The sequence below is a fragment of the Streptomyces sp. NBC_00385 genome (genome assembly GCF_035917155.1).
GTDB lineage: Bacteria > Actinomycetota > Actinomycetes > Streptomycetales > Streptomycetaceae > Streptomyces > Streptomyces poriferorum.
Window position 1 is genome coordinate 8382782 of record NZ_CP107951.1, and the last position, 14792, is coordinate 8397573.

Below are 14792 nucleotides of genomic sequence, written 5' to 3' on the forward strand. Positions count from 1 at the left end.
AAGGCTTGCGTTGGAACCACCGGGTCATCGCCTGATTGCTGAGCACTCAAATAGCGCGCGCATCAGGTGAGTTAGGGCGGAATGTGCGAGTCGGCCCGGACTCCTTCTTGTGTCACAGCAGTGGACGAGGCGTCACTTCTCTGCAATTCTCTGACCGCAAAACGCAAAAGTCCATTCCCGTTGGTGCAGAAAGTCATGACCAACGGGCACGCAGACAGAGCCGCGCCTTGGTCGCGCCCTGCGCCGAGGCCGATGAGATCGGGGACAAATGAGAACGCAACACCGCCGATGGCGGGTCCTTTCCGCCACCCTCACCACCAGCCTGCTGATGGTCGGCTGGCCGGCGCTCAACGCGTCGGCCGCCGGCGGCCCGAACATCGCCGCCGGTCACAGGACGGCCGCGAGCAGTGCGGGCAGCGGCAGGGACGCCGGGAACATCGCCGACAGACAACAGTCGACGTACTGGGAAGGGTCGGGCCGTTCCCTTCCCCAGTGGGTGCAGAGCGATCTGGGCAAGGTCACCCGCATCGACCAGGTCACCCTGAAGCTTCCCGAGGACTGGAAGAGCCGCAGCCAGACCCTCTCGCTCCAGGGCAGTGCCGACGGCACGAGCTTCACCACACTGAAGACCTCGGCCGCCTACACCTTCGCACCGGGCAGCTCCAACAAGGTGACGATCGCCGTCCCGGCCACCCGCGCCCGGTTCGTACGGGCGAACATCACCGCGAACTCCGCTTCGGAGAACGGCCAGCTCGCCGAGCTGGAGGTGCGCGCGGCGGCGGAGTCGTCGGTGAACCTTGCGGCCGGCCGCACGCTCACGGCCAGCAGCTACACCGAGACGTACATCGCCGCTCACGCCAACGACGGCAACGCGGGCAGTTACTGGGAGAGCCGTAACGGCGCCCTGCCCCAGTGGATCCAGGCCGACCTCGGGTCCTCGGTGCGGGTCGACCGGGTGGTCCTGCGGCTGCCGGACGGCTGGGAGACCCGCAGTCAGACGCTGAAGATCCAGAGCAGCACCAACGGCACCGACTTCAGCGACGTGACACAGTCCCAGGCGTACACCTTCAGCCCCACGGCAGGTGAGACGGCGACGATCTCCTTCGACGCCACCACCACCCGCTATGTGCGCGTGCTCGTCAGTGCCAACTCCGTCCAGCCGGGCGCCCAGGTCTCCGAGCTGGAGGTCTACGGACCCGAGTCGGGTGACACCCAGGCGCCCACCGCACCCTCGCAGCTGGCGTACACCGAACCGGCCACCGGCCAGATCAGGCTGACCTGGAACGCGTCGACGGACAACACGGCCGTCACCGGCTACGACATCTACGCCGGCGACGCACTGCTCACCAGCGTGGCGGGCAACGTCACCACGTTCACCGACACCCGCCCGGCCGGCACCACCGTGTCGTACTACGTCCGCGCCAAGGACGCGGCGGGCAACGTCTCCGGGAACAGCAACACCGTGACCCGGACCGGGGGCACCGGTGACACCCAGGCGCCGACCGCACCGGCGAACCTGGGCTTCACCGAGACGACCGCCGGTCAGATCAAGCTGGTCTGGCAGGCGTCCACCGACAACAAGGGCGTCACCGGGTACGACATCTACGCCAACAACGTGCTGCGCAGGAGCGTGGCCGGCGATGTCACCACCTACACCGACACCCAGTCCGCCGGCACCACCGTCTCCTACACCGTCCGGGCCAAGGACGCGGCGGGCAACGTATCGGGCGACAGCAACACCGTCACCCGCAACGGCAGCACGGGCACGGCGTCCAACCTCGCGATCGGCAAGCCCATCACCGCCTCGTCCGTGGTCCACACGTTCGTCGCGGAGAACGCCAACGACAACAGCGTGACCACCTACTGGGAAGGCGCCGGGGGCAGCTACCCCAACACGTTGACCGTGAAGCTGGGTGCCAACGCCGACACCGAGAACGTCGTCGTCAAGCTGAACCCGGACAGCAGCTGGGGCGCCAGGACCCAGAACATCCAGGTCCTCGGCCGGGAGCAGAGCGCCTCGGCGTTCACCAGCCTGGCCGCGGCGAAGGACTACGCGTTCAGCCCGGGCAGCGGCAACACGGTGACCATTCCGGTCAGCGGCCGGGTCGCCGACGTCCAGCTGAAGTTCAACTCCAACACCGGCTCGGGCGCCGGTCAGGTAGCCGAGTTCCAGGTACTGGGTGCCCCGGCGCCCAATCCGAACCTCCAGGTCAGCTCGGTGACGTCGGCTCCGGCCGCGCCCGTCGAGTCGGACCCGGTCACGCTCACCGCGACGGTGCGCAACAGCGGTTCGGTCGCGGCACCGGCGAGCAAGGTCGAGTTCCGGCTCGGCGGCTCCAAGGTCGCCACCGCGTCCGTGGGCGCGCTGGCGGGCGGGGCCTCCGCCCAGGTCAGCGCCGGCATCGGAGCGCGTGACGCGGGCACGTACGCACTGAGCGCGGTCGCCGACCCGGCGAACGAGATCATCGAGCAGAACGAGACCGACAACACCTACACGAGCACGACCGGTCTCGTCGTGAAGCCGGTCGCCAGCTCGGACCTGGTCTCCACGGGGGTCAGCACCTCCCCGTCGGCCCCGTCCGCCGGTCAGAACGTCACGTTCTCCGTCGCTCTCAAGAACCAGGGCTCGGTGGCCTCCGCGGCGGGTGGCCACGCCATCACGCTGACCCTGCTCGACTCCAAGGGCGCCACGGTGAAGACCCTCACGGGCACCTACACCGGGGCGATAGCCGCGGGTGCGACGAGCGCCCCGGTGAGCCTGGGCAGCTGGACCGCGGCCAACGGCTCGTACTCCGTGCGGACGGTCATCGCGGACGACACGAACGAACTCCCGGTGAAGCGCGAGAACAACACCGCCACCAGCTCGCTCTTCGTCGGACGCGGTGCCAACATGCCGTACGACATGTACGAGGCGGAGGACGGTGTCACCGGCGGCGGCGCCCAGGTCGTCGGCCCGAACAGGACCGTCGGCGACGTCGCGGGCGAGGCGTCCGGCCGTAAGGCCGTCACCCTCAACAGCACCGGCAACTACGTCGAGTTCACCACCAGGGCGAGCACCAACTCGCTGGTGACCCGCTTCTCCATCCCGGACTCCGCGGGCGGCGGGGGCATCGACTCCAAGCTGAACGTCTACGTGGACGGCACCTTCCTCAAGGCGATTGACCTCACCTCCAAGTACGCGTGGCTGTACGGCGCCGAGACCGGTCCGGGCAACTCCCCGGGTTCGGGTTCGCCGCGGCACATCTACGACGAGGCGAACATGCTGTTGGGCAGGACCGTTCCGGCGGGCAGCAAGATCCGGCTGCAGAAGGACGCCGCGAACACCAGCACGTACGCGATCGACTTCGTCAGCCTGGAACAGGCCACGCAGATCCCGAACCCGGACGCGGCCGCCTACGCCGTTCCCGCCGGTTTCACTCACCAGGACGTCCAGAACGCCTTGGACAAGGTGCGGATGGACACCACGGGCAAGCTGGTGGGCGTCTACCTGCCGGCCGGTGACTACCAGACCGCGAGCAAGTTCCAGGTCTACGGGAAGGCCGTCAAGGTCGTCGGCGCGGGGCCCTGGTACACCAGGTTCTTCGCACCCTCGTCCCAGGAGAACACCGACAACGGCTTCCGCGCCGAGGCCAGTGCCAAGGGCTCGACGTTCGCGAACTTCGCGTACTTCGGCAACTACACCTCGCGCATCGACGGCCCCGGCAAGGTGTTCGACTTCTCCAACGTCTCGGACATCGTCATCGACAACGTCTGGAACGAGCACCAGGTGTGCCTCTACTGGGGCGCGAACACCGACGGCGTCACCATCAAGAACTCCCGCATCCGGAACACGTTCGCCGACGGCATCAACATGACCAACGGCTCGACGGACAACCACGTCGTGAACAACGAGTCACGGGCCACCGGAGACGACAGCTTCGCGCTGTTCTCCGCCATCGACTCCGGCGGCGCGGACATGAAGAACAACGTCTACGAGAACCTCACGTCGCTGCTGACCTGGCGTGCTGCGGGCGTCGCCGTCTACGGCGGCTACGACAACACCTTCCGCAACATCCTCATCGCGGACACCCTGGTCTACTCCGGCATCACGGTCAGTTCGCTGGACTTCGGCTACCCGATGAACGGCTTCGGGACCGGTCCGACCACGGTCGAGAACGTCTCCGTACTCCGTTCCGGAGGCCATTTCTGGGGGTCGCAGACCTTCCCCGGCATCTGGCTGTTCTCCGCCTCCAAGGTCTTCCAGGGCATCCGCATCAACCATGTGGACATCGTCGACCCGACGTACAGCGGCATCATGTTCCAGACCAACTACGTGGGAGGCCAGCCCCAGTTCCCGATCAAGGACACGATCCTGACCGACATCTCGATCTCCGGCGCACGCAAGAGCGGTGACGCCTACGACGCCAAGTCCGGATTCGGACTGTGGGCCAACGAGATGCCCGAGGCCGGCCAGGGGCCCGCTGTCGGCGAGGTGACCTTCAACGGTCTGAAGCTCAGCGGCAACGCCCTGGACGTGAAGAACACGACGTCCACCATGAAGATCAACATCAACCCGTAACCGGCACCGCAACCAGGGGCGCCGTCCGGTCCGCCGGACGGCGCTCCGTGCTGCGCGCCCGCCGGGCCCCGCACGCCGCGTGCGGAGCACTGTCAAACTTTTACGAAAACTGCGCGAGATATTGCGTTCACATGTCGACGCTGGTTGAGTGTGCCTCGCCCCGGCAGAGAGTCGGCCGAGGGCCATCCACGCTCATGCCCAAAGGGGACCATCGATGAGAAGTGCTGGGTTGCGCCGCACACGCCGTATCAGCCGTGCCTCCGCGGCTGCCCTTGTCACCGCACTTGCCCTGACCTCGCTCGCCTCCTGCGGAACGAGCAGCAGCAAGGACGAGGACACGAACAGCGCGTCCAAGGGATCGTCCGACCCGTCCGCCCCGCTCGACCCGAAGGCGAAGGTGACGATCTCGATCGACTGCATGCCGCCGGCGGCCAAGGCCGCGGAGCTGCGCGAGTGGAACGAGGACATCAAGACGTTCAACAAGACCTACCCGAACGTCAAGATCAACGGAAAGTCCACCCCCGGCCAGTGCAACGAGCCGCCCCGCTTCACGGCCATGCTGAAGGGCAAGTCGCAACCCGACGTCTTCTACGCCTACTTCAGCGACCTCCAGCAGGTGCTGGACAACGATGGTGCCGAGGACATCTCCGCGTACGTCACGGACAAGACCGTGCCCGCGCTCAAGGACATACAGACCCAGGTCGTCGACGTGGCGCGCAAGGACGGCAAGCTCTACGGCCTGCCGACCAGCAACTACACCATGGGTCTGATGATCAACCGGAAGCTGTTCACCGAGGCCGGTCTCGACCCGAACAAGCCGCCGGCCACCTGGGACGAGGTCCGCACCGCGGCCAAGAAGATCGCGGGCCTGGGCAAGGGCATCTCCGGCTACGGCGAGTACAGCGCCGGCAACAACGGCGGCTGGCACTTCGCCGCCACCCAGTTCGGCCTCGGCGGTGACATCGTCGACGCGTCCGGCAAGAAGGCGGCCTTCAACGACGCCTCCGGCAAGCAGGTCCTCCAGCAGCTGCACGACATGCGCTGGGAGGACGACAGCATGGGCAAGACGCAGCTGCTGAAGTGGGGCGACCTCCAGAAGCAGATCGCCAGCGACAAGCTCGGTATGTTCCTCGCCGCCCCCGACGACATCGCCTACATGGTGCAGCAGCTCGGCGCCAAGTACGAGACCTTCGGCCTGGGCCCGATCCCCGGCGCCAAGGGCACCCTCTTCGGAGGCAACAACTACCTGATCAAGAAGGGCAGTTCGCCCGACCAGATCAAGGCCGGCATCGCCTGGCTCAACTTCAAGAACCTCACGGTCGGCAAGGGGCAGTTCGACTGGGCGCGCACCAAGGCCGACCAACTCCCCGTCGGGCTGCCGCAGCCGAACTTCTTCCTGGGTGAGAGCAAGACCAAGGACGACGCCGCGCGCGCCGCGAACGCGACGATGCCCGTCGAGAACTTCAAGGCCTTCATGGACAACCCCGTTCCGGGCAAGGCCGAACCGCCGAAGGCGCAGGAGATCTACAAGATCCTCGACAACGCCATGTCGGGTGTGCTGACCAACAAGGACGCGAACATCGACAAGCTGCTCTCCACCGCGGAGCAGCAGGTCAACCAGGTTCTGGCGAACCAGTAACGGACGCGTGGGGCCGGGTCACGCGGACCCGGCCCCGCCTCCGGCCCCCCTGAGTTCACCGGCACATAGGAGAAACACCATGTCGGCCCCTACCCTGTCCTCCCGCAAGGCGCCCACGCCCGGCCCGGGACATTCGCGCCCCGCCCGCCGGGACTCCGCCCGCGAGGACTTCCTGCGTGCCGTGCGCCGCAACATCTCCGCACACGGGTTCCTGATCGGAGCCGTGCTCTGCTTCTCGCTCTTCTCCTGGTATCCGATGGTCCGGGAGTTCATCCTGGCGTTCCAGAAGACCGAGGACGGCAAGACCACCTGGGCCGGCTGGTCCAACCTGACCTATGTCTTCAACGACCCGGCGTTCTGGCAGGCCTGGCGCAATACCCTGCTGTTCACCGTGCTGGCCCTGCTGCTCGGTTTCGTCGTCCCGTTCGTCGTCGCCGTCGTGCTCAACGAGTTCCGGCACGGACAGGGCTATCTGCGCCTGCTGGTCTACCTCCCGGTGATGCTGCCGCCCGTCGCCTCCGTACTGCTCTTCAAGTACTTCTACGACCCCGGATACGGACTCTTCAACCGCATCCTGGACGTCTTCCACCTGCCCGCCCAGCAGTGGCTCCAGGACACCGACACGGCCATGCTCTCGGTCGTCATCGCGGCGACCTGGATGAACATGGGCGGCGCCACCCTGATCTATCTGGCCGCCCTCCAGGGCATCCCCGGCGAGCTGTACGAGGCGGCCGAACTCGACGGCGCCGGACTGCTGCGCAAGGTCTGGCACGTCACCATCCCGCAGACCCGGCTCATCCTCTCCCTGCTGCTCCTCATGCAGGTCATCGCGACGATGCAGGTCTTCACCGAGCCGTTCCTGCTCACCAACGGCGCCGGCCCCGAGGGCTCCACCACCACCGTCGTCTACCTCATCTACCAGTACGCCTTCAACTTCAACAACTACGGCAGCGCGGCGGCACTCGGCCTCGTCCTGCTCGTCGTCCTCGCGGGATTCTCCGCGGTGTACGTACGACTGAGCCGCAGCAGCGAAGACTAGGACGGGAGCACGACCATGGCATCGAACACGCTTGTCTCCCGGCCCGGGAGCGACGTACGCAAGACCGGCCGGCGCAGGGCGGCACGCCCCGCCGACGTCGGGCGCCAGCGGACCCTGATCTCGCCGGCCCAGCTCGGCAGGCCCCGCGGCAAGGCCTTCTACTGGATCGTCTTCACCCTGGTCATCATCCTGTTCACGGTCGCCTTCCTCGGACCGCTGTACTGGATGGTCACCGGCGGACTCAAGACCACGCAGGAAGTCGTGCAGAGCCCGCCCACCGCATTCCCCAGCTCGCTCCACACCGAGAACTACAGCCAGGCCTGGACCGTGATGGACCTGTCCAAGCTGCTCTTCAACACCCTGTACTACGCCTTCGGCGCGCTCGCGTTCCAGCTGATCTTCGACGTCGCGGCCGCCTACTCGCTCTCGAAGCTGCGGCCGGTGTTCGGCAAGGTCATTCTCGGCATGATGCTGGCCACCCTGATGATCCCGGCCACCGTGCTGGTCGTCCCGCAGTACCTCACGGTGCTGGACGTGCCGATCTTCCAGCGCAACCTGGTCAACTCGCCCTGGGTGATCTGGCTGCCTTCGGTCACCAACGCCTTCAACATCTTCCTGCTGAAGCGGTTCTTCGACTCCATCCCGCGCGAACTCCTCGACGCCGCCTCCATCGACGGCGCGTCGCCCCTGCGCACCCTGCGCTCGATCGTCCTGCCGATCTCCCGGCCGATCCTCGGTGTCGTCTCCATCTTCGCCGTGGTCGGGGTGTGGAAGGACTTCCTCTGGCCGATGCTCACCCTGCCCGACCCCAGCAAGCAGACGCTCAACGTGGGTATCTACTCACTGGCCAGCGGCGTACCCGAGAACGTCCTCATCGCCGCGCTCACCATCGCGTCGATCCCGACGCTGCTCATCTTCCTGCTTTTCCAGCGCAACATCATGAGCGGTCTGACCGCGGGCGGCCTCAAGGGATAGCACCCCTCCCAGGACCGCGCCCCGCCCGTCCGGGGCCCCGTCCGGCCGTCTTCCCCTCAGCACTCCGCCGCCGGCCCTCCCATCCTGCCCCGCTCGCCGGGCCGGCGGCGGAGTACCACCTGCCCGAAAGGAACGTCACGTGGCAGCCAACCGTCCGTCCGAGGCCACCGCGAACTGGTGGCGGGACGCCGCCATCTACCAGATCTATGTACGCAGCTTCGCCGACGGCGACGGTGACGGCACCGGCGACCTCGCGGGGGTCCGGGCCAAGCTGCCCTACCTCGTCGAACTGGGCGTGGACGCACTCTGGTTCACCCCCTGGTACCTGTCACCGCTCGCCGACGGCGGCTACGACGTGGCCGACTACCGCACCATCGATCCCGCGTTCGGCACCCTCGCCGAGGCCGAGAAGCTGATCGCCGAAGCCCGAGGGCTGGGGATCCGCACCATCATCGACATCGTGCCGAACCACGTGTCCGACCGGCACGCCTGGTTCCGGGCCGCCCTCGAAGCCGGCTCCGGCAGCCCCGAGCGCGACCTCTTCCACTTCCGCGCAGGCCGCGGCGTGGACGGTGAGATCCCGCCCAACGACTGGGTCTCCGAATTCGGCGGCACACCCTGGACCCGGCTGGACGACGGGGAGTGGTACCTCCACCTCTTCGCCACCCAGCAGCCCGACCTCAACTGGGCTCACCCGGCGGTCCGCCAGGAGCACGAGGACGTGCTGCGCTTCTGGTTCGAGCGCGGTGTCTCCGGCGTACGCATCGACTCGGCCGCCCTGCTCGCCAAGGACCCCGCACTGCCCGACTTCGTCGTGGGCCAGGACCCGCACCCCTTCGTCGACCGCGACGAACTGCACGACATCTACCGCTCCTGGCGCGCCATAGCCGACGAGTACGACGGTGTGTTCGTCGGCGAGGTGTGGCTTCCGGACACCGAGCGGTTCGCCCGCTACCTGCGGCCCGACGAACTGCACACCGCGTTCAACTTCAACTTCCTGGCCTGCCCGTGGGACTCCGCACTCCTGCGGACCGCGATCGACGACACCCTCGCCGAGCACGCCTCGGTCGGCGCCCCGGCCACCTGGGTCCTGTGCAACCACGACGTGACACGCACCGTGACCCGTTACGGCCGCGCGGAGACCGGCTTCGACTTCGCGGCGAAGACCTTCGGCACCCCCACCGACCTCGCCCTCGGCACCCGCCGGGCCCGCGCCGCCGCCCTCCTCTCGCTGGCCCTTCCCGGCGCGGCCTACCTCTACCAGGGCGAGGAGCTCGGGCTGCCGGAGGCCGACATCCCCCTGGACCGCATCCAGGACCCGATGCACTTCCGCAAGGGCGGCACCGACCCGGGACGCGACGGCTGCCGGGTGCCGCTGCCCTGGTCGGCGCGGGAGCCGCACGCCGGATTCGGCGCCACCACCGCACCCTGGCTGCCGCAGCCGGCCGGCTGGTCCGCGTACGCGGCCGACCTCCAGAGCGACGACCCGGACTCCATGCTCAGCCTGTACCGCGAGGCCCTGCGGCTGCGCCGGAGCGAACCGGGGTTCGAGACGGCGGGCCGGCCCGGAATAGACAGACTGACCTGGCTGGACACGGCGCCCGAGGTGCTCGCCTTCACGCGGACCGAAGGCCTCGTCTGCGTCGTCAACCTGGCCGCCGAACCCGCCGAGCTGCCTCCGCACACCGCAGTGCTGCTGGCCAGCGGCCCCCTCGACCGTACGGGGAGGCTGCCGCAGGACACCGCGGTCTGGCTGCGGGTGTGACGGTCCGGCCGAAGACGCACCTCGAAGGATCCGGCCGTATACGGTGCACGGCCGGGTCCGGCAGGATCGCGGGGGAGCGGGGGCTGCGGCACAGTGGGGCGTATGGACGCACCGAACGATCTGAACGCCCTGGCCGACGAGCACCTGGCCGCGGCCCGCACCTCCCCGCACGGCCGCAGCGCCCATCTGCTGCTCCACGAGGATCCGCTGCGCCAGACCGTCATCGCGCTGGCCGCGGGCCGCGCCCTCGACGAGCACAACGCCCCGCCCGCAGCCTCCCTCCAGGTGCTGCGCGGCTCCGTCCGGCTCACGGCCGCGTCGGGCGATGTGGAACTCGTCGCGGGACAGCTGTACCCGATCCCCCAGGAGCGGCACGGACTGCTCGCCCTGGAGGACGCCGCGGTGCTGCTGACGGCCGTCAACGACTGAACGACTGGCGGAGCAGGCGACGTCGATGCCGGCGACAGCGTCGGCTGAATACGTTCCCTGCTCTTGTGGGAGCGCTCCCAGGGTCGGCAGGATGAAGCGGTGACCCTGCTTCCCGGCCTGCGGGCCTACCGATCCAGTGACCGCGACGCGCTCGCCGACATCTGCGTCCGGACCGCCGACAACGGCGGTGACTCCCGCCATCTGTACCCGGACCCGGAGCTGATGCCGTCGATCTTCGCCGCGCCGTACGCCCACCTCGAACCCGACCTGGCCTTCGTCATCGACGACGGAACGGGCCGGGCGGTCGGCTACATCCTGGGAACGGCCGACACCCCACGCTTCGTCACGGAGTTCCGCGGGCGCTGGCTGCCCCTGGTCGAGGACCGCTATCCGCGGCCGGAGGCGGCACCGCGCAGTCCCAGCGACGAGATGATCGCCCTCCTGCACGACCCCGAGCGCATGGTCCTTCCCGAACTCGCGCCCTACCCGGCCCACTTGCACATCGACCTGCTGCCCGACTGGCAGCGCAGGGGGTACGGGAGGGAGCTGATGCGTGCCTTCCTCGCGGCCCTGGACGCCAAGGGGGTCAAGGGCGTGCATCTGTGCATGCTCACGTCCAACACCCGGGCCAGGGCGTTCTACGACCGGCTCGGATTCGCCGAGACCGAGATACCGGACCCCGGGCCCGTCACCTACCTCGTGCGCTCCACGGCGGCGGACCTGTAGTCCGTCGCCGGAGCCGCGGGTGCCGCCCGGGTTCGCTGGGCAGGTAGTCCTGGAAGAGACCGCTACGGGGGGCGGGCAACCAGTGGCGAGAGGTGTGACGTGAGAGAGCGGACCGTGTGGGAGTTCTGCGACGACCGAGGACAGGTGTCGACCGCGGGGAGGCGCCCGACACGGGTCCTCGCCTATGTCCAGGCCGGTGCGACCTTATGGGACCACGGCATCCGCCCGAGCGGGATATTCGGCTCGGGGCACGACGACCCCGCGGCGCCGGACGCGGCGAAGACCGGATCGCTGCCCCTGGACGGCGTCGCGTACGCCGGGGCGGGCGCCACGCTGGACGTGGACAGGCTGCTGAGCGGGGAACCGGACCTCGTGGTGGCCGTCAGCTACGGCGGCGGTCAGGTCTACGGCCTCGATCCGGAGACGGCCAAGCACCTGGAGGGGCACGTTCCGGTCGTGGTCATCGACGTGGGCCAGGCCCGCACCCTGACGGAGATCGGTGACCGGTTCGCCGAGCTGGCGCGTTCACTCGGCGCCGAGGAGCCCGCGGCGGCCACGCAGGAGCTGGACGCGGCCAGGGACCGGCTGCGCGCGCTCACCTCGGGCCCGGACCGGACGAGGGTCCTCGCCCTGTCACCGGCGGGCCAGGAGCAGGCGCATCTGGCCCGCCCCCGTATGTGGCCCGAGCTGCGGGTGCTGGCCGAGCTCGGCGTCGGCCTGGTGGAACCCGCCGAGGGCCCCGGTGCCAACTGGTCCACGGTCGGCTGGGCGCAGGCCGCCGCCCTGAGACCGGCCGTCGTGCTCGCCGACATCCGGGCCCACGCCACCCCGCTCGACGAGCTCCGGAGCGACGGTCCGTGGGCGTCGGCCGCGGATTCCGTACGGGTGGTCCCCTGGAACCCCGAGCCGGTGTGCAGCGCGCGAGCCCATGCGCGCTTCCTCGCACTCGTGGCCGAGGCGCTGGAGGCGTAGCCGGGCCGCACCGCCCGTGCCGGCGGCTCGGCGCCACGGGAGCGGTCCGCACAGGGCAGGATCGGGGTCGACGCGTTCGCAGGCGGCGCCGTGCCGTCCGCCCGGACGCCCATGCCACCGCACAACAGGAGACCTCACCCTCATGCCCGACAGACTCGACCTGCTGGTCATCGGCGAGTGCGTCGCCGACATCGTCCGGGAGCCCGGCACGGCCGACCGGGTCCATCCGGGCGGCAGCCCGGCCAACGTCGCGTACGGCCTGGCCCGGCTCGGACACTCCGCGACCCTGCTCACCCAGCTCGGAGCGGACGGGAACGGGCGGCTGATCCGTGACCACCTCACCGCGGCCGGGGTCGACGTCCGTACCGACGGCTCCACCGCTCCCACCCCGTCCGCCGTCGTGACCCTGGACGGCGCGGGGCGGGCCGCGTACGCCTTCGAGATCACGTGGTCGCTCGGCCCGGTATCCCTGGAGCGGACGCCCGCCCATGTGCACACCGGCTCGATCGCCGCGATCACGGAACCCGGCGCGTCCGAGGTCCTCGCCGCTGTCGAGTCGCTGCGGGCCGCCGCGACGGTCAGCTACGACCCCAATGTGCGACCGGGGCTGATGGGGGACCACGAGGCCGCCGTGCGCAGGGCCGAGCTCTGTGTGGCGCTCAGCGACGTCGTCAAGGCGAGCGACGAGGACCTGGAGTGGCTGTATCCGGGCGAGGACCCGGTGAAGGCCGCCGGGCGATGGCTCACCTCGGGCCCGGCGGTCGTTCTCGTCACCCGGGGAGGCGACGGGGCCTGCGCGGTCCTGCCAGGCGGGCCGGTGACCGTCGAGGCGCTGCCGGCCGAGGTCGTCGACACGGTGGGGGCGGGGGACGCGTTCATGTCCGGCACCCTGCACGCACTGGCCGCGCACGGACTGCTCGGGCCGGCCGGCCGGGAGCGGCTGCGGGCACTGGACCGGGCCACCGTGACGGACGTCCTGCGCCACGCGGCGGCTTCCGCTGCCGTCACCGTCGCCCGGGCGGGCGCCAACCCGCCCGACGAGGCGGAACTGGACGCGGCACTGGGCCGGACGTGAACGCGGCGGTGCCACCGTCACCCCCCACGGGGACGGCGGCACCGCCATCGAGCCGACGAGGAGTCGCTGGGTCGGTGGCTCCGGAGATGCTGCCCATCCCTCACCGCCCAGCTGTCACCGGCACGGCACCGTTGTACCCATCGCCCGTTACTCGGGCATTACAAGGCGGCCCCGCGGCAGCAGGGCTACGCCGGCGCCGCCAGATGCGGAGTGCTGTCGTCATCGAGGAACTCGACGACCGCGAGGACGAACAGGGCACACAGGGCGATCCACACCGTGACCAGGCCCGTCGGCCGGTCCCAGGCCAGCAGCACCGCGACGGCCATCACGACCACCGTCCAGTTCAGCGGCCGCCTCGCCCGGTGCACCCACCGGCCGACCGGGCCGCCGGTGAATCCTGCCGCGTCCCGTACGGCCCCGATGCCACCGCTCCACATCGCCATGACCCGGCCCGCCGCGCGGCCGCTGCCCGTGAGCCAGGCGGCGAGCGCCACCAGCGCGCCGACGGTCACCACCAGCCGGACCCCGGCGCGCAGATAGCCGGCCAGCGTGTCGAACACCGCCCCCGCCGCAGGCTGGGAGACGTCCGGGGGGAGGCTGTCGAGGTAGAACGCGCGCCCTGCCCACAGCCCGAGCCCGAGCAGCGCGGCCCCCACCGCCACGGCCAGCGCCGCTGTGACCAGCGCCCGTCGGCGGCGCACCGCCAGCAGCACCCCGCCCGCCGCCACCACCAGCGTGAACACGGGCAGCCAGAAGCCGAGGAGTTCGAGGGCTCTGAAGCCCTTCTTGGCCTTGCCGACCGAGTCCGAGGTGAGGAGGGTGAAGTCGGTGTGGATCTCGGGAATCTTCTCGGCGACCGTCAGACCGCGGTCGACGAGGCGCTGCTTCACCCGGTCGATGACCGGGGCGAGGTCCAGGGTCACGGTGTCGCCGGCCAGCTTGACCGCGCCACCGCCCTCGCCGGTCAGGGCCTTCACGACGGAGGCGTGGGCGCGCCTGTTGAGGTCGCTCCACACCCGTTCGAAGGCGTCGCTGGTGACGAAGCGCTCCACGGTGCCGTGCACGAAGTTCGTGACGCCCGTGGTGAGCGGGCCTCCGAGCTTCTCCAGGGCCTTGTCCACCACGGGCCGGTCGGCGGGTGCGACGTCCGCCAGCAGCGCGTCGACGTCCAGATGGGTCATGACGGCGGCGGTGACGCGTGCGGTCACCGCCGCCTGCACATCGGGGTCGGAGGCCAGCGGCTCCATCATGTCCACATAGCGGTCCGTGTCCCCGGCTACGCCGCTCGCCCAGCTCGACAGGACGCTCAGCGGGGTGAGCACGGCCGCCACCAGGATCAGCAGGACCGCGAAGAACGAACGCAGACGCAGCCGTGAGCGAGCCGGGGCGCGTTCCTCCAACTGCGCCACCCGGGCCCGCAGGGCTTCCAGTTCGGCGTGCTCGTCCTGTGCCGCGGGCTGATCGGGGTGCCGTTCCATGAACCAAGGGGATGTCCTGTCCGCCCGTACAGCGCGGCGGATTGCTGCAAACAGGTGAGGGGCGGCCGCCGGGCCGTCGTCGTGCCGGGCCTCGTCGGGCGACGGGGAGTCCGGTCCGGACACCGGCCCGTGGAGT

At 69.5% G+C, this 14792-nt stretch carries 10 protein-coding genes; 9 read left to right on the forward strand and 1 reads right to left on the reverse strand.

From position 1 onward, the window contains the following. The first annotated feature begins 268 nt into the window (after positions 1-268). The 9 genes from OG959_RS37030 (at position 269) to OG959_RS37070 (ending at position 13178) form a co-directional block, all read left to right on the forward strand. Positions 269-4558, forward strand: coding sequence for a discoidin domain-containing protein (locus tag OG959_RS37030; protein ID WP_326665634.1), 4290 nt, complete (start codon positions 269-271; stop codon positions 4556-4558). A 214-nt stretch (positions 4559-4772) separates the two neighbouring features. Continuing rightward, positions 4773-6197: an extracellular solute-binding protein gene (locus OG959_RS37035; RefSeq protein ID WP_326665636.1), complete on the forward strand. Its 1425-nt coding sequence runs from the start codon at positions 4773-4775 to the stop codon at positions 6195-6197. 79 nt (positions 6198-6276) lie between these two features. Continuing rightward, on the forward strand, positions 6277-7236 hold the full coding sequence (locus OG959_RS37040) for a carbohydrate ABC transporter permease (protein WP_326665638.1): 960 nt from the start codon (positions 6277-6279) through the stop codon (positions 7234-7236). 15 nt (positions 7237-7251) lie between these two features. After that, positions 7252-8211 carry a carbohydrate ABC transporter permease gene (locus OG959_RS37045; protein ID WP_326665640.1) on the forward strand — a complete coding sequence of 320 codons (960 nt, stop codon included), beginning with the start codon at positions 7252-7254 and terminating at the stop codon, positions 8209-8211. 139 nt (positions 8212-8350) lie between these two features. Further along, complete coding sequence (locus OG959_RS37050) at positions 8351-9976, forward strand: glycoside hydrolase family 13 protein (protein ID WP_326665642.1); 1626 nt, start codon at positions 8351-8353, stop codon at positions 9974-9976. Positions 9977-10078: 102 nt separating this feature from the next. Next, the gene (locus tag OG959_RS37055) at positions 10079-10405 is read left to right on the forward strand and encodes a cupin (protein WP_326665644.1); all 327 of its coding nucleotides are present in this window, start codon (positions 10079-10081) and stop codon (positions 10403-10405) included. 99 nt (positions 10406-10504) lie between these two features. Then, positions 10505-11131 (forward strand): GNAT family N-acetyltransferase, encoded by a 627-nt coding sequence (locus OG959_RS37060; protein WP_326665646.1) that lies wholly within the window; start codon positions 10505-10507, stop codon positions 11129-11131. Positions 11132-11230: 99 nt separating this feature from the next. Then, positions 11231-12103, forward strand: coding sequence for an ABC transporter substrate-binding protein (locus tag OG959_RS37065; protein ID WP_326665648.1), 873 nt, complete (start codon positions 11231-11233; stop codon positions 12101-12103). Between the two features lie 142 nt (positions 12104-12245). Then, positions 12246-13178, forward strand: coding sequence for a carbohydrate kinase family protein (locus OG959_RS37070; protein WP_326665650.1), 933 nt, complete (start codon positions 12246-12248; stop codon positions 13176-13178). 185 nt (positions 13179-13363) lie between these two features. On the opposite strand, the gene OG959_RS37075 is transcribed toward OG959_RS37070, so the two are convergent. Then, on the reverse strand, positions 13364-14656 hold the full coding sequence (locus OG959_RS37075) for a hypothetical protein (RefSeq protein ID WP_326665652.1): 1293 nt from the start codon (positions 14654-14656) through the stop codon (positions 13364-13366). Between the last annotated feature and the right edge of the window lie 136 nt (positions 14657-14792).

Excerpts from the sequence above, each read along its gene's own strand:
- OG959_RS37030 (WP_326665634.1), top strand. The coding sequence starts at position 269 with ATGAGAACGCAACACCGCCGATGGCGGGTCCTTTCCGCCACCCTCACC.
- OG959_RS37035 (WP_326665636.1), top strand. The coding sequence starts at position 4,773 with ATGAGAAGTGCTGGGTTGCGCCGCACACGCCGTATCAGCCGTGCCTCC.
- OG959_RS37040 (WP_326665638.1), top strand. The coding sequence starts at position 6,277 with ATGTCGGCCCCTACCCTGTCCTCCCGCAAGGCGCCCACGCCCGGCCCG.
- OG959_RS37045 (WP_326665640.1), top strand. The coding sequence starts at position 7,252 with ATGGCATCGAACACGCTTGTCTCCCGGCCCGGGAGCGACGTACGCAAG.
- OG959_RS37055 (WP_326665644.1), top strand. The coding sequence starts at position 10,079 with ATGGACGCACCGAACGATCTGAACGCCCTGGCCGACGAGCACCTGGCC.
- OG959_RS37070 (WP_326665650.1), top strand. The coding sequence starts at position 12,246 with ATGCCCGACAGACTCGACCTGCTGGTCATCGGCGAGTGCGTCGCCGAC.
- OG959_RS37075 (WP_326665652.1), bottom strand. The coding sequence starts at position 14,656 with ATGGAACGGCACCCCGATCAGCCCGCGGCACAGGACGAGCACGCCGAA.